16 protein-coding genes are annotated in these 20,044 nt (G+C 62.6%); 7 read left to right on the plus strand and 9 right to left on the minus strand.

All coding sequences use genetic code 11. From position 1 onward, the window contains the following. Positions 1-28 precede the first annotated feature (28 nt). On the plus strand, positions 29-235 hold the full coding sequence (locus GSQ73_RS04915; protein WP_158881520.1) for a hypothetical protein: 207 nt from the start codon (positions 29-31) through the stop codon (positions 233-235). Positions 236-332: 97 nt separating this feature from the next. Next, positions 333-761 carry a BLUF domain-containing protein gene (locus GSQ73_RS04920; protein WP_158881522.1) on the plus strand — a complete coding sequence of 143 codons (429 nt, stop codon included), beginning with the start codon at positions 333-335 and terminating at the stop codon, positions 759-761. A gap of 52 nt (positions 762-813) precedes the next feature. On the opposite strand, the gene GSQ73_RS04925 is transcribed toward GSQ73_RS04920, so the two are convergent. Then, complete coding sequence (locus GSQ73_RS04925; protein WP_158881524.1) at positions 814-1,236, minus strand: hypothetical protein; 423 nt, start codon at positions 1,234-1,236, stop codon at positions 814-816. 278 nt (positions 1,237-1,514) lie between these two features. On the opposite strand from GSQ73_RS04925, the gene GSQ73_RS04930 reads away from it, so the two are divergent. Both GSQ73_RS04930 and GSQ73_RS04935 read left to right on the plus strand, forming a co-directional pair. After that, positions 1,515-1,688, plus strand: coding sequence for a hypothetical protein (locus GSQ73_RS04930; protein ID WP_158881526.1), 174 nt, complete (start codon positions 1,515-1,517; stop codon positions 1,686-1,688). A gap of 502 nt (positions 1,689-2,190) precedes the next feature. Further along, complete coding sequence (locus GSQ73_RS04935) at positions 2,191-2,814, plus strand: hypothetical protein (RefSeq protein ID WP_158881528.1); 624 nt, start codon at positions 2,191-2,193, stop codon at positions 2,812-2,814. Positions 2,815-2,874: 60 nt separating this feature from the next. Here the strand turns inward: GSQ73_RS04935 and GSQ73_RS04940 are convergent, their stop codons facing one another. Further along, positions 2,875-3,774, minus strand: a complete 900-nt coding sequence (locus GSQ73_RS04940) for a YihY/virulence factor BrkB family protein (RefSeq protein WP_158881530.1) — start codon at positions 3,772-3,774, stop codon at positions 2,875-2,877. A gap of 101 nt (positions 3,775-3,875) precedes the next feature. Continuing rightward, the gene (locus tag GSQ73_RS04945) at positions 3,876-4,742 is read right to left on the minus strand and encodes an endonuclease/exonuclease/phosphatase family protein (RefSeq protein ID WP_158881532.1); all 867 of its coding nucleotides are present in this window, start codon (positions 4,740-4,742) and stop codon (positions 3,876-3,878) included. Positions 4,743-4,948: 206 nt separating this feature from the next. Between GSQ73_RS04945 and GSQ73_RS04950 the strand changes: the two genes are divergently transcribed. Together GSQ73_RS04950 and GSQ73_RS04955 are read left to right on the plus strand one after the other, a co-directional pair. Then, on the plus strand, positions 4,949-6,607 hold the full coding sequence (locus GSQ73_RS04950) for a trehalase family glycosidase (protein ID WP_158881534.1): 1,659 nt from the start codon (positions 4,949-4,951) through the stop codon (positions 6,605-6,607). A 182-nt stretch (positions 6,608-6,789) separates the two neighbouring features. Next, a complete protein-coding gene (locus tag GSQ73_RS04955) occupies positions 6,790-7,248 on the plus strand; it encodes a PA2169 family four-helix-bundle protein (protein ID WP_158881536.1) in 459 nt (152 codons plus the stop codon). Between the two features lie 85 nt (positions 7,249-7,333). Here GSQ73_RS04955 and GSQ73_RS04960 read toward each other — a convergent pair whose 3' ends face one another. Both GSQ73_RS04960 and GSQ73_RS04965 read right to left on the minus strand, forming a co-directional pair. Further along, complete coding sequence (locus GSQ73_RS04960; protein ID WP_158881538.1) at positions 7,334-9,769, minus strand: PAS domain S-box protein; 2,436 nt, start codon at positions 9,767-9,769, stop codon at positions 7,334-7,336. Between the two features lie 100 nt (positions 9,770-9,869). Further along, the gene (locus tag GSQ73_RS04965) at positions 9,870-10,970 is read right to left on the minus strand and encodes a catalase family protein (protein ID WP_158881540.1); all 1,101 of its coding nucleotides are present in this window, start codon (positions 10,968-10,970) and stop codon (positions 9,870-9,872) included. A gap of 154 nt (positions 10,971-11,124) precedes the next feature. Between GSQ73_RS04965 and GSQ73_RS04970 the strand changes: the two genes are divergently transcribed. Continuing rightward, positions 11,125-12,765: a carboxylesterase family protein gene (locus GSQ73_RS04970; RefSeq protein WP_158881542.1), complete on the plus strand. Its 1,641-nt coding sequence runs from the start codon at positions 11,125-11,127 to the stop codon at positions 12,763-12,765. Positions 12,766-12,783: 18 nt separating this feature from the next. Here the strand turns inward: GSQ73_RS04970 and GSQ73_RS04975 are convergent, their stop codons facing one another. From GSQ73_RS04975 to GSQ73_RS04990, 4 genes are all read right to left on the minus strand, one after another. Continuing rightward, entirely contained in the window at positions 12,784-14,358 is a 1,575-nt protein-coding gene (locus GSQ73_RS04975; protein WP_158881544.1) for an exo-alpha-sialidase, read from the minus strand. 15 nt (positions 14,359-14,373) lie between these two features. Continuing rightward, complete coding sequence (locus GSQ73_RS04980) at positions 14,374-15,678, minus strand: SGNH/GDSL hydrolase family protein (protein WP_158881546.1); 1,305 nt, start codon at positions 15,676-15,678, stop codon at positions 14,374-14,376. 107 nt (positions 15,679-15,785) lie between these two features. Further along, a complete protein-coding gene (locus tag GSQ73_RS04985) occupies positions 15,786-18,608 on the minus strand; it encodes a TonB-dependent receptor (RefSeq protein WP_158881548.1) in 2,823 nt (940 codons plus the stop codon). A gap of 217 nt (positions 18,609-18,825) precedes the next feature. Continuing rightward, the gene (locus tag GSQ73_RS04990; RefSeq protein ID WP_158881550.1) at positions 18,826-19,989 is read right to left on the minus strand and encodes a cellulase family glycosylhydrolase; all 1,164 of its coding nucleotides are present in this window, start codon (positions 19,987-19,989) and stop codon (positions 18,826-18,828) included. Positions 19,990-20,044: the final 55 nt, after the last annotated feature.

Raw genomic sequence — 20,044 nt, forward strand, 5'->3', positions numbered from 1 at the left:
TCGCCTCTGCTTCCACGAGTCGATGTCCATGGTTACGCCGGCAAACCTCGGTCCGAAAGATTACGAAAACCTGTCGCGGGTCGCGCAAGGGCAGTTCGCCTTGCTGGATGAAGCTTGTGCGCAGCGATTGATCGACGCCGGGTTGGTGTTGCGGATGCCGGCTTCCAAAGTTGCCGGGGCATCGTTGCAGCTGACCGCCGCGGGGCTGTCGCTGATCCGTTCGAGCGACCAGTAGTGAACCCGCACCGAGCCATGCAGTTTCAACACACCTTGGCAACCAGTGACGCGCGAATATTCACGGCTTCGCGCGGACCGGGCGCCGGAGGCGAGCAATGAAGGAGCTGATCGCGGTCGTCTATTCGAGCGTCACGGTTCGCTCGCTCGGCGTGCGCGACATCGACGGCTTGCTGATGGACGCCCGCGAATTCAACCACAGTGTGCATGTCACCGGCGTGCTGCTGCATCACCGGGACAAATTCTTTCAGTATTTCGAAGGAGCGCCGGAGGCGGTTGATCGCGTATATGCGCGCATCAAGCGTTCAAGCAAGCACGGCCATCTGATCGAGTATTTGCACGAGGCAATTTCGGCGCGGCAATTCGTGAACTGGCAGATGGGATTCGCCGAACCGCCGCTGACCTTGCTGGATCAGCTATGCAACGAGCAGTGGACGATGACGTTGCCGGCCTTGCGTCGACGTCCATCGCCGTCGCCAGGGTTGAAGTTGCTGCTGGATTTCTGGGCCATCGCAGGCAGCCACTGAATCCGGCAAACCTCTCTTGCGAAGGGGTCGCAGAGAGGTTTGCCGTTGAAGATCAGTGCGACGTGCTGCTCGCCGCGGGATTGATCATCGGGTTCGTGGGTTGGGTCGACTGCGCCGGTTGCTTGCCGTTGCGCTGCATGCTGCTGTTGGCGTTGTCCTTGACCTGGTTATGCAGGTTCTGCTGTTGCTGCAACTCTTCGCTTTGTTGCGGACTCGTCTGCGGAACGCGTGTGGTCGATCCCGGGACGGGAAGCGTTCCAGGCGGCGTGGCAGGCGTCGTGCCCGGCAGCGGAGCGCGCGGCTGTGGCGCCGTCGTTGATGGCGGTGTATGCGGCGGCACGGAGTGCGGGGTGGTGGGTGTGGTCGACGGCGTGGGCGTCGGGGCTGGCGCCGGCGTTGTCTGCGCGAGCGCGACACTTGCGGCCAGTGCGCTGCAGACAGCAAATGAAGTGATCAGAGTTTTCATGGGACGCATGGTTTTATCCTCTCGATGGCGCAGCGGCTAGCTGATGATGCGTGGGCGCCGCCGCACCGTCATGGCAATGGGCAATATGCCTGTGGCATCGCCGTGCATGCAGTACAGGACCACAGCGATGAAGCGGTCGTGAGAAATCTGCATGGCCCGGCTACACGTTGCCAAGGAGGTTGCACGCCATCGGTCGACAGGCATTTCACCCTGCGCGGCTCACTGTTCCGAGAACCGCACCTTGTGGCGCTCGCCAATGCGTCGCATGCCACAAACAGGAGATCAGCATGAATCGTCCCATCCCCGATGGCACCGTCAACACCGACAACCCCAAACCCGGCAAGGGATCATCCGCCGGCATCGATGGCGAAGTGGGCGGCGAGGGGCGTTCACCCGACAGCGGTTCCGGTGGTGATGGTGGCGACGACAGCGAGCGCACGGACAAGCCCGACGAAAAATGATGATCGTTCGCCGTTCGCCGTACCGGTCGACTGCACGACCGCTTGTCCGTGGCCCGGCGTCTCCCAACACTTTATGATCGCGGCCTTCATTCGCTACGCGCCACATCATGGAAACCCAGCCACATATTCATTGCCCGTTGTGCCAATGGGAACCATCCGTCGAAAGTCGCTGGTGCTGCGCGCCAAGTGAACCGGGCTCCGGTTGTCTGACGCGCTGGAACACGTTCTGGACAGCCGGTTGTTGCCCGGGTTGCGGCCATTTCTGGGAACGCACGCAATGCCTGGCTTGCAAGCAAGCCTCGCCGCATGCCGCCTGGTATCACTTTCCGCCGGGTGATGAAGGCAGGCTCGAAGAAGCACGCGAGCTCGAAGCGCTAAACTGACCCGGCGACCGCGCACTGGACGATTGGCAAGCGCGCGGCACAGGCCATGGGCGGTCGCTCACATCGAATCGATTCGGAAAGGGGATGAGATGGAAAGGGGATTCTTCAAGCATGCATGCTTGGCGTGGACGCTCGTCCTGTTTGCACTATCGGCGTCGGCACAGACCAATCTTCCCGGCGTCAATGTCACTGCGCCGCTGTACACCACGCAGCACGGTGGTTACCTGATCTCCGGTGACTTCAAGGTTGATCCACGCATGCCTTCGGTGATTTTCCCCGCGCAGGCCTTGGTGAAGGACGACATCCTGAGCGTCGAGCCGATTCATCTCAACGACGATGAGTACCTCGTCATCCAGGAGTGCATCACTGCGGATTGCAGTCAGGCAGCGATCGTTCGGGTGTGGGATTCCTCCGGCGCGAACATCGTGACAGGCAATAGCGAAAACCGGATCTGGATCAAGCACGAGAACAAATACTTCATCTGGCTCAAACGCCTGCCGGAAATGTCGCTGATCGGCTGCCAGGGATGCGATGCGCATTTCACCACGTTCCAGAAGGTCAGCCCGCCACTCGTGCTGATTGCCGATGGTGAGGCGGCAGCACACAATCAGGAGGCAATGCTCGCTGCTGAAAGGGAAGGCCCGTTGAACGTGGTGAGGGAAACCCACGAAGGCTCGACCTTTGTCGTTGCCTACGCCGGTGGCAGCACGATTCGAATCCGGCGGATGCACGCAACCAAGTAAGACATTCGATCGGTGCAGCGCGCACCCGATACATCACCCGAAGTCACACTCGAAGCAACCTCAGGAATCGGTTCCTTCCGTCGATGCCTCCACCGGCCGACCCGTGTCGTCGATCAATTCCGCGTGCGCATCGGGCTGCACTTTTTCACCGCGGGCGATCGAATACGCGTGGGTGATTTCCGCGCCAAGCAGCACCACTGTCGAGGCGTAGTAAACCCACGTCAGCAACACCACCAACGCACCGGCCGGGCCGTAGGCGCCACCGACGCTGACGTTGCGGATGTACAGATCGATCAGGTATTTGCCGGCGAGGAACAACACGGTAGTGACGACCGCGCCGCGCACGGCATCCGCCCATGCGATCTGTGCGTCGGGCAGCACGCGATACATCGCACCGAAGGCGGCCAGAAACACGGCGGTGGAAATGAGGTTTTCGATCGCCGTCCACCAGCCGGAGCTGCCGGGTACGAACGTCTTGATCAGCGCACTGATCGCGAACGACACGATCAACAGAAACGTCATGCCCAGCAGCAGGCCGAACGCGCGACCGCGAGCGCGCAGCCACGCACCGACGGCGCGTTTGGGTTTCGTGCGCAGCCGCCAGATGCGGTTGAGCGTGATCTGTAACTGGGCGAACACCGCCGAGGCGCTGAACAGCGTGACCACCAGGCCGATGATGCCGGCGACGTTGCCCAGCGTGGGACGCGATTTTGCGTTCTGAACGATCAGCGTCACAGCATCGGCGCCCTTGCGGCCGACCATCTGCGCGAGGCTTTCGGTCAGTTCGCCCTGCCATTCGGGTCGCAACGCGGCGAGCACCCACAGCAGCAGCACGATCAACGGCGCGAACGACAACGCCGAGTAGAACGCGAGTGCCGCGGCGCGGGTCAGCACTTCGTCGCTGCCGATGCCGGCGATCGCGCTCTTGAACGTCAGCTTGAATTGTTCGGTAGCGCGCATGACGTTCGCAGGATTCCGGCGATGGACGAGGAGCGATCAATCACACAACGCGGGTGAACGCGGCGTTGCCCGCTTGTTCGCTCATCGCGATACGGTGGGCGTCACTTCGATTTCTTGTCTTCCGGCTTCGGCCACTGCAGGTCGGCCACCACGGGGAAATGATCCGACGGATAACGTCCGTCCTGGTTGGTGGTGATGGTGGCAACGTCGGTCGCGGTGAATCCGCGCGACAGGATCCAGTCGATGCGGAAATCCGGCTTGCCGGTGAAGTTGTGAAAGGTCGCTTCCGGTCCGCTGCGCGTCGGTGCGCTGAGTCGCGCGTCCTGCAACACTTGCGTAAGCAATGCGTGGTCGGGCTGGTTGGGCGGGCTGTTGAAATCGCCGGTGAGCACGAACGGCATGTCGGCCGGCAGTGCCTTCACCCGTGCAAGAATTTCCTGCGCGGCACGCGTGCGGATCGGCTCGTCCTGGTCGCGGTAAGGGAAGTGCGTGTTGTAGTAGTAGAAGCGACGATGCGTCGCTTTCGACTCGAACAGCGCCCACGTCACCATGCGCGGAAACAGGTTGCCCCAGGTGATGCTGCCCGGTTTGTCCGGCGTGTCGGACAGCCAGAAATTACCTGACTGGATCACCGTGAACTTGTCGGTGCGGTAGAACACGCCCATGTGTTCGTCGCCGTCGTCGCCGCGTCGACCGATGCCGAACCATGTGTACTGCGGCAGTTTGCTGGTGAGGTAGTCACCCTGGAATTTGTAGAGCTCCTGCGTGCCGAGCAGATCCGGATGCTGCTCGCGGATCGTGCGCACCATGATGTCGCGCCGGTGATTCCAGTCGTTCGCGCCGTCCTTCGCGATGCCGAGCCGCACGTTGAACGTCATCACGCGCAGCGCCTGCGCGGCAGCGCGCGGAAGCGGCGCAAGCAGCGCGGCGAACATCGTGGCAAGCAACAGCAGGCGGGTCGGTCGCATGGCGGTTTCCATCGGTCGGGTTCGCCGGAACGTAGCACAGCCGCGTCGGCCCATCATGGTGGCCGTCGTCACGAACGCACGCGCATCTTCATCCGATAACCAGAAGCTAACCGTCGCATAGTAAGGTCACGATTTGCCGCGCGCAGCCTACCGTGGCCGCACGACAGCCGCGATCCGATGGAGTGATGCCGATGGAAAATTCACCGATGAAGCCTGTTGTCCGTTTCGCACTCGCAGCTACTTGCGCCGCATTCGTTTCCGTCGCATCGGCGAAGCAGGTGCCCGATCCGTTGAAGACGCGCGCGTACATCGATCATGCGTGGACGACGCTGACGCGATCGATGGACGATTGTTCCGCGCTCAAGGACACCAAGGTGAAAACCCATCCGGTGCTGTATCTGCCGGCAAACCTGCCGACGCCGCCAGAGCTCGCTCAGGTGAAGGCGCACTGCAACGTCGACGTGCACGTGCTGCCGCAGGCCATCGACCAGCTCGGCGAGCTCGCGCCCACCACGTTGCCGAAACAGGGCCTGCTCTACTTGCCGCATCCGTACGTAGTGCCGGGCGGATTCTTCAACGAGATGTACGGTTGGGACAGCTATTTCATCGTGCTCGGGCTGGTGGCCGATCATCGCGAGGCGATGGCACGCGACATGGTCGACAACGCGCTGTTCGAAGTGCAGTACTACGGCGCCGTGCTCAATGCCAACCGCACTTATTACCTGACGCGCTCGCAACCACCCTTCCTGAGCTCGATGATCCGCGCAGTGATGGACGATCCCGCAAGTTTCAGGAGCAAGAACGAAGCTCGCGCGTGGCTTGCACGCGCCTATCCACTCGCCGTGCGCGACTACGCCACGTGGACGCGCAAGGAACATCGCGCCGGTGACACCGGCCTCGCGCGCTATTACGACTATGGCGGCGCAGCGCCGGTGCTGGAGTTCAGCGACAGCACGTACCTGCAGGGCGTGATCGACTGGTTGATCGCGCATCCGTCGCAAGGCCCAGGTTATCTGGTCAAGTCCGCGCAACATCCGGACGCCGCGGAAACCGCAAGGCTCAAGACCACCAGTTGCGACATCGAGGCGTCGCGGGTGTGCGCCGGCGCGTGGTCGCACGGCTATCGGCTGAGTGCGGATTATTACCTCGGCGATCGCGCGATGCGCGAATCGGGTTACGACACCACGTTCCGCGTTGGGCCGTTCGGCGGTTCCACGCATCAGTACGCCACCGTCGATCTCAACAGCCTGCTGTATCGCTATGAGCGCGACCTGCACGACTTCGCGGGGCAACTCGGCAACGCCGCCGATGCGACGCGTTGGGCGAGCGCCGCCGACGCGCGTCATGCCGCGATCGACAAATACCTTTGGCGTGCCGACAAGGGCATGTACATGGATTACGACTTCGTCAATGGCAAGCCGTCCGACTACAACTTCGTTTCCACGTTCTATCCGTTGTGGGCCGGTGTGGCGTCGAAATCGCAGGCCGAATCGTTGCGCGGTCGCCTGAACATTTTCGAGCGCAAGGGCGGCTTGCAGATGAGCGACCATGCAAGCGGCGCGCAATGGGATTCACCGTTCGGATGGGCGCCGACCAACTGGCTGGCCATCGATGGCTTCGAGCAATACGGATTCCACGACGATGCGCAACGACTCGCGCGCGAGTTCACCGGCACCATCGATCGCAGCCTCGCCGACGACGGCACCATCCGCGAAAAATACAACATGGTGAGTGGCAATGCCGACGTGAAAATCAGCGCCGGCTACAAGGCCAACGTCATCGGTTTCGGCTGGAGCAACGGCGTGTATCTGAAACTCCAGCAGCTGTTGCAGGCGAAATCTTCTTCGGCTGAGGCAGCACCTTAAGCAGTTTCATTGACGCCGATAAAAATTAAATGTGTGGCCGTTCTTCACCGACATGAAGACGGCCATGCACTGCTTTTCACGGTGTGCTGCGATGCGCCTGACTAAGTTGGCTGCAGCGATTCGAAAGACGAGCGCTGCAGCGGTGACGATCGGTCGCCGCGCCCACTCCAAGGAGCATTTCCATGAGCAACCCCAGCGACCATGACGTGAAAGTCCTCAACGGCCTGATCGAAACCACCATCGACAGCGCCGATGGTTATGCCGAAGCAGCGAAAGACGCCGACAGCACGCGTTTCACCGCCACGTTCCAGAGCCGCGCCACCGAGCGCAAGCAGGTCGCGTCGGCGCTGCAGCAGCAGGTGCGCGCCCTCGGCGGCAAGCCGGATGACGATGGCACCGTGCTCGCATCCGCGCATCGCATGTTCGTCAACCTGCGCAAGTCGATCAGCTCCGGTGACACCGCCGTGGTCGATGAAGTCGAGCGTGGCGAAGACCACATCAAGCACAAGTTCGAAGACGCGTTGAAAGACAACGACGTCACCACCGCGACACGCTCGGTGATCAGCAGCGCGTATGCGTCGGTGAAGGCCGGGCATGACCAGATGCGTGATCTCAAGCATGCGCTTCACAACAAGGCGTAAGCGCGCGCGGTGAGCAATCACCTGCTGCGCAGGTCGACACGACAATGATGGGAATCGAAACAGGCCGCCATGTGCGGCCTGTTTTTTATGGATGAACCGCCGTCGGCGCGGGCAGGTCCAGCTGGATCATCGCGCGGATGCGTGTGGCCAGCGCTTCCATCGTGAACGGTTTGGTGATCAGCTCCATGCCCGGCTCGAGCGAGCCATCGGGCGCCACCACGCTTTCGGCGTAACCGGTCATCAGCAATACCTTCAAGGCGGGTCGATCCACGCGCGCCGCGTCGGCCATCTGTCGTCCGTTCAAGCCGGGCAAACCGATGTCGGTGACGAGCAGATCGATATGACGCGAGGTCTTGAGAATTTCCAGTCCCGATACGCCGTCCACTGCTTCAAGCGCGAGATAGCCCAGATCGTGCAGCACATGCACGATCAACTCTCGCACGCTGACCTCGTCTTCCACCACCAGCACGACTTCACCGGCGGATTGCAAAGGTGGCTGTTGACCCGTTGAAACCGGTTCGTCCTCGACCAGCGGACCCATGTGGCGCGGTAGGTACAGCGACACGCTGGTGCCACGATCAGTCACGCTCTCGATCTTGCAGTAACCCTTCGACTGACCCGCGAATCCATACACCATCGACAGGCCCAGGCCGGTGCCCTGGCCCATCGCCTTGGTCGTGAAGAACGGATCGAACGCGCGCTCGATCACCTCCGGCGGCATGCCGACGCCGGTATCGGAAACGACGACGCAAACGTATTGCCCTGGCGCCACGCCGCGCCGGTCCGCTGCCGTGCCTTGCAGGTCGACGTTGTGCGTACTGATGGTGAGGCGGCCACCATCGGGCATTGCGTCGCGTGCGTTGATGGCGAGATTGAGCACCGCGTTTTCGAGCTGATTCGTATCGCAGTGCGTCGCCCACACATCGTCGGCGAGATCGAAAACGATATCGATGTGCGCACCGGTGGTCCGGCGCAGCAGATCTTCCATCGATTCCACCAGCGGATTGGCCGCGATTGGTCGCGGATCCAGTGGCTGGCGGCGCGAGAAAGCCAGCAGACGATGAGTGAGCGCCGCCGCGCGTTTGGCAGAAGCCAGTGCGCCGTTGACGAAGCGCTCCATGTTGTCGGTGCGGTTTTCCGCAATGCGCTGGCCGACCAGTTCGAGCGCGCCGGTGATGCCCTGCAGCAGATTGTTGAAGTCATGCGCAATGCCGCCGGTGAGCTGGCCCATCGCTTCCATTTTCTGCGACTGGCGCAACTGCGCCTCGATCGAAATGCGGTCGGTGAGGTCGCGCACGAACACGTTGACGATCGATCCGCTGCCAAGACGCAACAGGCTCAGTCCGAGTTCCACCGTGATGGCGCTGCCGTCGCGGCGCAGCGCAGAGGTCTGCCACCGCTGCTTGCTGCCGGACGACGTGTTCGGCAGGTTGTCGAGGTAGCGCCGCTGATCGGCTTCGGCCATCACCAGCTGGGCGAAGCGACGGCCGAAAACTTCCTTGCGCGACCAGCCGAAGATCGACTCGGCCATCGCGTTCCATTCCACGATGCGGTCGTCGGCGTCGGTCTGCACGAAGCCGTCGAGTGCGCTGTCGATCACGCCGCGGGCGATGCGCTCGCTTTCGATCAGCGCGAGTTCGGCGTTCTTGCGCTCGGTGATGTCGCGCGTGACCTTGGCGAAACCGATCAGCTCGCCGTCGTCGTAAATGGGATCGATCACTACGCTGGCCCAGAACCGCGTGCCGTTCTTGCGCAAGCGCCAGCCTTCGGCCACGTAGCGACCTTCGCGCCGTGCCGCCGACAACGCGCGTTGCGGCAGCTGCGTCGTGCGATCTTCCGGTGTGTAGAAGCACGAGAAATGCTGGCCGACGATTTCGTCTGCGGCGTAACCCTTGATGCGCTCCGCGCCGGCATTCCAGTTGGCGACGTTGCCCTGCATGTCCAGCATGTAGATCGCGTAATCGACCACGCTGCGCACCAGCAGGCCGAAGCTGCGCTCGCTGCGATGCAATTCGGTGGCGGTTTCCTCAGCCTGGCGCGTGCGCTCGGTGACCAGGTCGGCCAGCGCGTCGTTCAATCGCCGCAGCACGTTGTCGGCGTTCTTTTGCCCGGTAAGGTCGACCAGGATATTCACCGCACCGATCAGCACGCCATCGTTATCGAATAGCGGTTCGGGATGCTGCATGTAAGGGCGGAAGCTGCCGTCGGGACGTTCGGCAATGCACTCGACGCCGCTCACCGCCGCGCCGGTTTTCAGCGTCATGGCGAGTGGGCTTTCTTCCGGCGGCAGGATCGAACCATCGAGCCGGAGCATCTTCCAGATCACGCTCCAGCGCTGCCCGGGTTCGGGACGCCGCCCGGCCAGCTCGACCGCCGCGTCGTTGCAGAAAGTCACCAACCCTTCGGCATCGGTGGTGTAGACCGCCACCGGCAGAGCCTGCAGCACATCGCGATACAGCCGATCGCTGGCAGCCCCGGTGAACAGGGCCGTTACAGCTTTCGGTGCAATCACGTTCGCCATAGGTCGGCTGCCTGGCAGGGTGGAATGAGGCAGCGGGCATTGCCCCGCAAAATCCGGCGCTGCGGGGCGCAGTCTAGATCAACCCCGGCGCATGAGGTTGTCAGAGCGACGGTAGCGATGTCGGCTCGGCGATGGTGACGCGGTTCTGCCGTGCGCGCACCTTGGACATCACGTCGTAGACGACCTTGCGTACCCGCATGATCGATCCGATCGGGCGATGCGCCGCCAGCGCATGCCAGGGATTGAACGACAGGCCATCGTCCATCGCCGCAGCGCGCGCCTCATTCCACGCCGGCTGTGACGGGACGCTGATGCGGGCGACGGGAATGAAGGGACTTTCGTCTTCCGGCCAGGCGACCGACGCATCCTCGACCGGCATTTTTTCCAGGTCGGTGCACAACTGCACGCGCAATTCCCAGTTGCCACCGTGCTGCGCGAAGTGCGCATTCACCGCGTCGCGCAGGCCGTCGGGTTTGTCGTGCAGATCGACCGGCGCGTCACGCAGCACGGTCAGTTCGGGAGACACCGGCGCAATGGAGAACTTCGCGATGTACGGACCGTACAGCGATGGCACCTGGCTGTAGAACGTGTCGCCGAGGATATGTGTCTCGGGCTGGCCGCCCAGCGCGACGATCGCGCTGCTCTTGCCGCCGAACGCCTCGACCACTTTTTCCGCGCCACGCGCAAGCGCCGAAAAAGCGATCTTCAGCGATTCGCTGCGATCCGTTGTCGCCGCGACGAGTTTCAGGTTCGACAGAAAATGCTTTGCGTCCTTTGCGCCGAAAGCCGGGCCGTTGACCATCACGAAATCCTGCGTGGTATCGCCCTCGCTGCCATCGACGCGTTCGCCCGGCACGCCGATCAACTTGATCGCGACGCCACGCGGCGTGGATACCTTGTCGTCGAGCAGGTCGCCCGGCACTGTCGAGAAACGCATCAGCAACGGATAAGTGCCGCTCTGCGCGAACAGGCCTTGCGCCAGCACCGGTGGCAGATCGTCGAACACCTGCAGCTCGCCGGTCAGCAAGCCGTGACTCTTTGCGTGCACGCTGCGCAAGCCATGGCCGCCATCCTTGAACGTGATCTCGTTGATCTTCTGCAACGTCTCCAGCAGCGAATGGATCGTGCCTGCTTCGTCGTCTTCGGGTTTTTCGATCGACGGCTCGTATTTCAAGGGCGAGGCGGGCGGCTGGTTCGACATGGCGTGCTCCGGCAGGTGAACGCCTAGCAGGACACAGTGCCAGTCAAGGTTTGGTGCAGGTCAGCCAGGCAACGCCGGCGATGAAGATGCCGCTGTGATGGATCGCATAAGGCGGTAGCCTTGGCGGACCTGTCGAACGCGAGCGCAGCAGCCGATGAACATCCCTGACCGACTTTCCAGATTGTTTGATCGCCGCACGCAGGGCATCGCGCTGGCGGTGGCGCTCTTCGGCGGGGCGCTATCGTCCACTGCGATCGCGCAAGGTTCCAATGCGCCGCAGGCGCTCACGAACGCCGGCGAAGTGAAGGGCAAGCTCGCGCAGGTCGATGGCGTCACACTGCGCGAATTCCAGGGCATCCCATTCGCTGCGCCACCGGTCGGCAAGAAACGCTGGCAACCGCCGCAACCGGTCGAGGCATGGAACGGCGTGCGTGACGCAAGTCGGTTCGCCGCGCGTTGCATGCAGTTGCCGCTGGCGAGCGACATGGTGTTTCGTTCGAACGGAATGAGCGAGGATTGCCTCTACCTCAACGTGTGGACGCCGGCTTCCGCAGCGAACGCGAAGCTGCCAGTGCTGGTGTACTTCTACGGCGGTGGCTTCCAGTGCGGCGACGGTTCGGAAAAGCGCTACGACGGTGCGAGCCTCGCCGCAAAAGGCGTCGTTACGGTGACCGTAAACTACCGTCTTGGCGTGTTCGGATTCCTGGCGCTGCCGGCGCTCGCCGCGGAATCGCCGCATCACGCCGCGGGCAACTACGGCCTGCTCGATCAGGCGGCGGCGCTGCGCTGGGTGCAGTCGAACATCGCGCAGTTCGGTGGCGACCCGTCGAAAATCACCATTGGCGGTGAGTCAGCCGGTTCGATTTCGGTGAACTCGTTGATGGCCTCGCCGTTGTCGAAGGGACGCATCGCTGGCGCGATCGGCGAGAGTGGCGCGCTGATCAATCCGATCAGCCCGCATCCGCTGAAACAGATGCAGCAGAACGGCACGCTCTTCGTGAAGAAAGCCGGCGCCGATTCACTGGCTGCCTTGCGTGCGATGTCGGCAGAGAAACTCTTGCAGGCGGCCGCGGACAAGGATTCGCCGGACTTCGGTCCGGATATAGACGGCTATTTCCTGACCGAATCGCCGGAGGCAACATTCGAACGCGGCGCACAGGCCCACGTGCCGCTGCTGCTCGGCGCCAACTCACAGGAAGGCTTCTGGAGCCGGCTGCTGGATAACCAGCCGCCGACGCCGGCCAACTATCGCAAGACGCTGCAACGCGTGTTCGGCGCGCAGGCGGAGCAGGCACTGACGTTGTATCCGGGCCACACCGAGGACGAAGTAAAAAGCTCGGGCACCGCGCTGTCCGGCGATGGTTTCATCGCTCACACCACCTGGCGCTGGATGGATCTGCATCGGCGCACCGGCAGTTCACCGGTGTATTTCTACTACTTCGATCGGCCACGTCCGCTCAAGCGCGACGACAAGCCCGGCGCCTCCGTCGATGCGGGCGCGGTGCACAGCGGCGAGATCGAATACGCGCTGGGCAATCTCGATACCAACCTGGTGTACGCGTGGACGCCGGCCGATCACGAAACGTCGCGCGTGATGGAAGGCTATTTTGCGCAGTTCATCAAGACCGGCAATCCGAACGGCGCGAAGCTTCCGATGTGGGCGGCGGTGAAGGATGCCGATGGCGGATTGTTGCGCCAGACGATCGATGCGCACTCGCGCACCGAGGTCGATCGCGGTGCGGCGCGCCAGGCATTTCTGCAGAAAATCTTCGCCGCGGGTCCACCGCCATTCTGAGAACGACGGCGAGGAAAATCAGCGTGATGCCTGCGACGGATCCAGAGTCAGGTAATCCACATCGACGGCGTGCGCGCCGCCGTCGAGATCCACGTTGTTGATGCCGGCCATCAACGGCACCTGCACTTCGGCCACGTTCCAGCCGTCGCCGCCATCGCTGACTTTCGCCGGACTCTGGCGTGCGCCGTTGACCACGACGATAGGCGTGCCGGGCAGGCCGATATCGGAGAAACGCACGCGCACGGTGTACGTGCCGGTTGTCGCGACGTTGATCGGAAAGCGCAATCGCGCTTCGGTGCCGGCCCCCAGTCGCGCCTTCTGCAGGTTGGAAGATTTTTTGTCGTCGATCTGTACGGCGTTCTGCCGCTCGGCGTCTTCCGCCTCGTAGCGATTGAAAGGCACAACGGCGGACGCGAACAGGATCTCGTTCTGCGACACGTCGTCGGGCGCGTTTTCCGCCGACGACGAAGTGGCGTGAAGCAGACGTCCATCCGGCCGCAGGATCAACGACTGCGTCCAGCCGGCGTGGATGTTGCCGGTGCGCTTCTGCACCGGCGCGGACGCCTGCCACCACGGGCCGCGACCGAGCGCGTTGTTCCAGTACAGCGAGCGTCCGCCTTCATCGCCGCGACCGCCGGCGCGCTCGGCCGACACCACGATCACGCCGTCAGGCCCGCCGAGCGGAAACCAGCGAATCACCGGGCACGCGGCAGGCCACGCACCGGCCGCGGTCAGCACCGCTTCGCCATGTCGCTGCGGATCGCCCCAGTCGAGGCCGTCGCGGCTGTACTTGACGAACACCTGGCCGTTGAGCGGGCCGTCGATGTTTTCGTAAGTCATCGCGTAGCGGTTATCCGGCAGCCGCTGCACGATCGCCATGCCCGGCCGCTGCACGCCGCCGGGAATCGCCACGTCGAGCGTTTCACTGCCCCAGTGGCGTCCGCCATCGGTGGAAATCTTGTGCGCGAGCACCTGGTTGTAACCCTCGGCCTTGTGCTGCTCGCTGGAGTAGTAGGCGACCAGGCGGCCATCGTCGAGGACGTGCATGTCCGGTTCCCACACACCCTTGTTGTCCTTGTCCGATGGGTTGCCGCCGCCCTTGATGATCGAGCCGCGATAACTCCAGCTTTTTCCGCCGTCGGTGGAGGCGTAGAGCTGCAGATCCTCGCTGCGGATGTGTCCCTGCCCGTCGTTGCCGGTGGCGTTGGCGGCCATCAACAATGTGCCCGGTTTGAGACCGCCACTCTCGCGCGTGACTTCGCTGATGTTCGGCTGCCAGCGCAGCTGCCAGCCCTTGTCGCCGGCGTGCGATTTGTCGGTGATGTTGGAAAGGTAGGTCCAGCTGTCGCCGTTGTCGTGACTCACGTACAGCGGAATGCCGTTCATGCCGTCCTGCTCGAACACCATCATCAACGAGCCGTTGGCGCCCGCATCGGATTGATGCGCGAGCTTCACCATCGACACATAACCGCTGCCCGCCGCGAGATGCGTGCCGACGACTTGGTCGACTTCGCGACGCGGCGCGGCGTGCGCGGTCATCAGCGCGATGCTGCAGGCCATCGCGAGGGCGGAAAGACGGATGATGTTTTTCATGGCGGTCACTCGCAATCAGGGAGGGGTGGCATCGGAAACGGAATAGGTGGTGGAAGCGGCGCAGTCGAACAACGCCAGCGAAATCGCCCCGGCCATCGCGCGATAGCCACTGTCATTTGGATGGAGGTGATCACCGCTGTCGAAGTCGACGCGCAATTGCAGCGGTCGCGCGGGGTCGCGTAGCGCGCGATCGAAATCGACCACGCCGTCGTAGCTGGCGCGATGGAGGATCCAGGCATTGACCATGCCGCGCGCGATCTCGCCCTGGGCGGAGTACGCGCCCTGCGTGCCGGCGAACGGCAGGATGGTGCCGCCGTAGACGGGCAATCCCGCGGCGTGCGACTTGGCGACGATCGCCTGCAAACCGTCGATGATGTGCGCGGCCAGCGCGCGACCGTCGATGGCGTTGCCGTGTTGCTTCGCGACCATGGTCGGTTCGCCGATGTCGTTGATGCCGCCGAGCAGCAGCACGAATCGCACGCCGCGCTGGCCAAGCACGTCGCGATCGAAACGCTTCACCATGTTTTCGCCGGGGCCGATGGCCCCATCCGCACTTGTCACTTCGTTGCCATCGATGCCCATGTTCAACACCGCATGGCGACAGGTGCCGGTGCGGTCCGCGTCGTGCAGCCGATCCGCCAGCACGTCGGGGTAGCGATGGTTGGCATTGACCGTGGACCGAAAGCCGTTGGTGATCGAGTCGCCCAGCGCCACGACGACCGAGGTCGGCGTTGCCGTGGCGACTTCGACGCCGGACAGCCATGGGATGGTGTCGAGCGTGCGCGCTACCGGCATGGTGGCGGCGCCGGTGTAGTTGCCGCGGCTGGAAAGGTATTGATCCTGCAGCGGGTTTGAATGCCAGGTCGAAGGTGTCGTGGTTCTTGCCACGTGGATGCTGATGCCCAGCGTATCGTTCGCATGCACGTCGAGGGAAACGGCATCGCTGTCGAGCGTTGCGCCCGGTGCGATCAACGCTTCGGTGCGGCCGTGAAATGTCACGGCATGCAGGCTGGTTTTCTCCAGCGCGCTGCCGCTGTCCGCAGTGCGTCGCCCGATGCTGACTGCATCCAGCGTCACCGGCTGAGTACCAAACGTGTTGGAAAGACGGATGCGCACGCTGTGTCCATCCACGCCGATGCGCAGCATCTGGCGCAGCGTTACATCGGCGAGCACGGGTACCTTTTCAGGCCGATCGGTCGAGGCGTCGATCATTGCGGTGGCCCAGCCGCCGATCCAGTTCGTCTTGTCCTGCGCATGTGCGATGGGCAGAACCAGCATCGTGGTCAGCAGGAGAAAACCGCAACGTTTCACGACATGCATCGAGCGATCTCTCTCGTTGAAACAAACGGGCAACGACCTGCGTCGTTGCCCGGGAATAAAAGGCAACGGCGACGGCAGGGGAGGGGCGCCGCCACCGTTGCAAGCACTCAGAGTTTCAGGCGCGCGCCAACGCCGATGCTGCGGTCCTGGTAACGAATGTCGCGCGGACGCGAGGTGCCGTCGCCAAAGAATTCGTGCAGGTTCGCACCGAAGATGTTCGCCGCGTTGAACACCACGGTGACGTTCTTGTTGATGTCGTAGGCCAGCGAGAAATCCACCTGGTTGGCAGGCTTGATCTCGTCGTTCACACCGGCCACGTTAGGCGCGTTGAACCCATCGACGTAACGGCTGCGAAAGTTGTAAGCCAAGCGTGCCGACCATCCGTATTTTTCGTACATCAGCACGGCGTTGTAGTTGTCTTTCGACACGTTCACCAGCGGCGAACTCACGATCGGACCGCCGATGTATTGCGGCGACAGCGTCGAACCCTTGATGTAGGTGAAGTTGAACTGCGCACCCAGGCCACTGAGGGCGCCCGGCAGGAAATCGAAGAACTCCTGATAGGCGAACTCCGCGCCGGCAAGGTGGCCGGAGCCGGCACTCTGCGGCGAGTTCAACTGATAATCGCCACCGTTGATGGTGACGTCGGTGGTGTAGTTCTGGATGTAGCCGTTGATGTCGCGGTAGAACGCACCGCCGCTGATGTAACTGGACGGACCGAAATACCATTCGAGTGACGCGTCGTAGTTGTTGGAGCGGATCGGGCTGAGGTTCGGGTTGCCGCTGCTGGCGGCGCCGGCGCGATTGAGCGTGCCGGGATTCAGCGAGAGTGACGGATTGAGCTGGCCGAAGTCCGGATAGGTGAGTGTCTTGGCGCCGATCACGCGCAACTGCAACGAATCGGTGAAATGCAGGTTGAAGCTCAGGTTGGGCAGATACACCGGCGCGCTGGTGCCCTGCGACAACGGCGTGTAGATGCCGGTCGTGGTGTCGTAGGAGAACGCGTTGAGGTTTCGTTGCACACGCTCGACGCGCATGCCCATCAGGCCATCAAATGGAAGGCCAAACAGATCGTTGCCGTAGCCGAGCTGTGCGTAGCCGGAGCTCGATTTTTCCTTGATGCTGTAAAACCGCCCGGGGTTCTGCGGCGCCAGCCCTGCCGGCAAGCCGTAGAGCGCGCGTATCGCATCGGCGTTGCCGGTGAGGTAGTTGTAGCAGCCGCTGAGCCATGACACCGGGATGGCTGACGTCGTCGGTTCGTTGCAGAAATACCCGCTGGGGAAACGCGCGATCACCTGGTTGGCCGGATTCGGATCGGCTGAAATGGCGCCAGTACCGCCGGGCGGTGGCGTGGAAATTTCCACGCTGCCGACGTATTCCGCCTTGTGCTGGGCATAGCGCAAGCCGAAGTCGAGGTACTGGAAGAAACTGCCGTTGATGTCGTAGTTGCCGTCGCCGCGCCACGCCCACTGCGAGGCACGCTGGTTGTTCCAGGTCTGGAAGAGGCCATTGAGGTAATAGTTGGCCGGATCGAGTTGCGGGTTGCCGCCCAGCCCCCAGTTCTGCTGGTTGCCGGCGGTACCGCTCCACACCGTCGTGACCGGTGCTTTCAGGAACGTGTCCACGATGAAAGTCTGGTCGTGGAACGAGGTGGAATTGAAGGACAAGTCGCTGGAAAGATTCAGTCGATCGCCGTGCCATTTGACGCCGAGCGAATTCTGGATGTCGTGGCCCCACTGTCGATGCGCCTGCGTGCTGGTGGCGGCGTAGGTATTACCGGTCCAGGTGCCGCTGGTCGCATCGCAAATAGTCTGGCCCAGATACGGCGAACCGGTGAGCTGGTTGGCGTAGCAGTTGTTGCCGACGGTCAGCTGTGAAGGCGAGACCACGCCGGTGGGGAAGCTGAAATAAAACGGCTGGTTGTAGCGATCGGAATCCCAGTCGTACAGACCTTCGACATAGACTTCGGTGGAATCATTCGGTTTCCACTGCAACGCGTAATTGAACTCTTCACGCGTGCGGTCACCAATGTTGTAGTCGGCGCCGAAGCCGTTTGGCGCGGCGATCAGGTTGCCGCTGTCGGTGCGAATTGGCGCACCCGTACCATCGGTCAGCAACTTGGGAAAGTCGCCCCACACGGCGTTGTAGTCGTAGTGCAATTTGGAATAACCGACGTTGGCCAGTGCACCGAATTCGCCGATGTCGGTCTGCCAGCGATCGCTGACCAACAAGCTTGCGGTGGGATCGGAGTGATCGCCGTACTTGCTGTGGGTTTCGGTGGCCGTGGCCGCGACCTTGCTGCCTTCGAAATCGAACGGGCGGTACAGCTGCATGTCGACCAGACCGGCGATGCCGCCGTCGATCAGGCTCGCTTCGCTGGTCTTGTAGACACTGACCGCTTTCACCGCCGTCGACGGCAGATTCTGGAACGCGAAGCTGCGGCCGACGCCGCTGAAGATCTCGCGCCCGTTCAAGGTGGTAATGGTGTTGGGCAAGCCGCGGATCACGACCGAGCTTGTTTCACCCTGGAAACCCTGCGCAACCTGCACGCCGGTGATGCGCTGGAGCGCGTCGGCCACGCTGTTGTCCGGCAGCTTGCCGATGTCTTCGGCGACAATCGAATCGACCACCATGCGTGCGTTCTGCTTCAGCGACTGCGCGCTTTGCAGGCTTTCGCGCAACGGTGTCACGGTGACGCCGGAAAGATTGGTCGCTGCCTGTTCGGCTGCCTTGCGTTTCTTCTCGCGCTCCGCGGCGGTAGTGGCCGGCGTGGTCGACGATGCGGTAGTCGAATCCTGCGCGGTGTCCTGCGCAGATGCAGTGCCGTTCGCAGGCCCTGCGGTCGATGCGGATGTCGCGGCGTACGCCGGTGTCAAAGCAGCGGCGATCATCGTGGCGAGCAAAGTAACTTGGATGCGGTTGCGGGTCATGTGGAAGGCTCCCCTCAGAGGTGTGGTGTTTTGCCGGTCGGGCCGGTCTCGTCGTGGTGATGCTGAAAAGCCTGGAAGAACCATGCGCATCGCGCGCGTGGATCCGTCCGTTATCGGTCTGTCCCTGAGTGCCCGTGGCCGGAGCCACGTCTGTCTGCATCCCTTTGCAGGCAGTCATGCGGTCGACGCGCGATCACGCGCGGGACGTTGTTTCAATTCATGGCGATAGCGGCAGCAGCTTCGCGTCATCCGGCACCACGCCGCGCGGCGCCGCGGTAAGACTTCGCAGGATGTCCGCCTCGCGCTGGCGATACGGCGAGCCATCGGCGTGCAGCAGGTCGTGAAACCAGATCGGCGGTTCCTGCGCGGTGTACGGGTGTTGCCAGGAATCCCACGGAAAACGCGTCTGCGTGCGCCCGTCGACGAAGCCCCAGTTCACCATGCCGACATCGAGCTTCTTGGCGACCGGAAGAACGCCGTCGATCGTCGAGCCCGCGCCGCGTGCCATGTATTCCGTGCAGATCAATGGACGTCCATATCCGCTGAGTTGGCTCACGCGTTGCGCAAATACTTCGGGCCAGTCGTAGCTGTGGAAAGTGATGATGTCCGACTGTGTCAGCTGCGTGCGTTCGACGGCATCGAGCGCATCGAGCTTCGACCAGTCGGGGTCATGCCACACGCCGCTGGTGAGCGGCTGCACCGGATGCGCGCTGCGCGCCCAGTCGTAGACCTGCGGCAGCAATTTCGCGACGAGATCGATCTTGTTGGGCGCCTCGCGCTTCTGGTAATCGCCGCCGCCGGGATTGTCCGGTTCGTTCCAGACGTCCCACGCGAGAATGCGTTTGTCGCTGGCGAAATGGCCGACGATGCCTTTGACGTATTTTTCGAATCGCGGGTACTGGCTCGCATCGGCGAGCGACGCGCCCGGGCTCTGTACCCAGCCGGAGTTATGCACGCCGGGTATCGGCGGATGCTGCGGGCCGAGCTTCGGGTCCGGATCCCAGCACGAATCGAACAACACCAGGATCGGCTTGATGCCATGGCGATCGGCGATCGCAAGAAAGGTGTCGATGCGCTTCTCGAAACGCTTTGGATCCTGCTGATAGAGCTGGTCCTGCAGGAACACGCGCATGGTGTTCATGCCCAGCTTTTGCGCCCAGCCCAACTCCTGGTCGATCCGCTTCGGATCGAACGTGGCGGCCTGCCACATCTCGAACTGGTTGATCGCATCGGACGGAATGTAATTGCTGCCAACCGGCCACTTCTGTTGCGCATACCAGGCATGCGCTTTCGCCGCCGGCCAGCGCGTGTCGGTCGCGTGCGACGACAGCGGCATGAGCGAAGCAAGTGCGAATGTCGCGACAAGCAGGACGTGTTTCATGATGTAGCGCTACCCCTCGATTGAATCTGTGGCGGCCTCTCGGCGGATGCGATAG

The organism is Rhodanobacter sp. L36 (assembly GCF_009765755.1).
In the GTDB taxonomy this organism is placed as follows: domain Bacteria; phylum Pseudomonadota; class Gammaproteobacteria; order Xanthomonadales; family Rhodanobacteraceae; genus Rhodanobacter.

Coding starts and splice junctions, on each gene's coding strand:
- GSQ73_RS04980 (WP_158881546.1), bottom strand. CDS start 15,678: ATGCATGTCGTGAAACGTTGCGGTTTTCTCCTGCTGACCACGATGCTG.
- GSQ73_RS04985 (WP_158881548.1), bottom strand. CDS start 18,608: ATGACCCGCAACCGCATCCAAGTTACTTTGCTCGCCACGATGATCGCC.
- GSQ73_RS04955 (WP_158881536.1), top strand. CDS start 6,790: ATGAGCAACCCCAGCGACCATGACGTGAAAGTCCTCAACGGCCTGATC.
- GSQ73_RS04920 (WP_158881522.1), top strand. CDS start 333: ATGAAGGAGCTGATCGCGGTCGTCTATTCGAGCGTCACGGTTCGCTCG.
- GSQ73_RS04970 (WP_158881542.1), top strand. CDS start 11,125: ATGAACATCCCTGACCGACTTTCCAGATTGTTTGATCGCCGCACGCAG.
- GSQ73_RS04915 (WP_158881520.1), top strand. CDS start 29: ATGGTTACGCCGGCAAACCTCGGTCCGAAAGATTACGAAAACCTGTCG.
- GSQ73_RS04950 (WP_158881534.1), top strand. CDS start 4,949: ATGAAGCCTGTTGTCCGTTTCGCACTCGCAGCTACTTGCGCCGCATTC.
- GSQ73_RS04940 (WP_158881530.1), bottom strand. CDS start 3,774: ATGCGCGCTACCGAACAATTCAAGCTGACGTTCAAGAGCGCGATCGCC.
- GSQ73_RS04965 (WP_158881540.1), bottom strand. CDS start 10,970: ATGTCGAACCAGCCGCCCGCCTCGCCCTTGAAATACGAGCCGTCGATC.
- GSQ73_RS04945 (WP_158881532.1), bottom strand. CDS start 4,742: ATGCGACCGACCCGCCTGCTGTTGCTTGCCACGATGTTCGCCGCGCTG.
- GSQ73_RS04975 (WP_158881544.1), bottom strand. CDS start 14,358: ATGAAAAACATCATCCGTCTTTCCGCCCTCGCGATGGCCTGCAGCATC.
- GSQ73_RS04960 (WP_158881538.1), bottom strand. CDS start 9,769: ATGGCGAACGTGATTGCACCGAAAGCTGTAACGGCCCTGTTCACCGGG.
- GSQ73_RS04925 (WP_158881524.1), bottom strand. CDS start 1,236: ATGCGTCCCATGAAAACTCTGATCACTTCATTTGCTGTCTGCAGCGCA.
- GSQ73_RS04930 (WP_158881526.1), top strand. CDS start 1,515: ATGAATCGTCCCATCCCCGATGGCACCGTCAACACCGACAACCCCAAA.
- GSQ73_RS04990 (WP_158881550.1), bottom strand. CDS start 19,989: ATGAAACACGTCCTGCTTGTCGCGACATTCGCACTTGCTTCGCTCATG.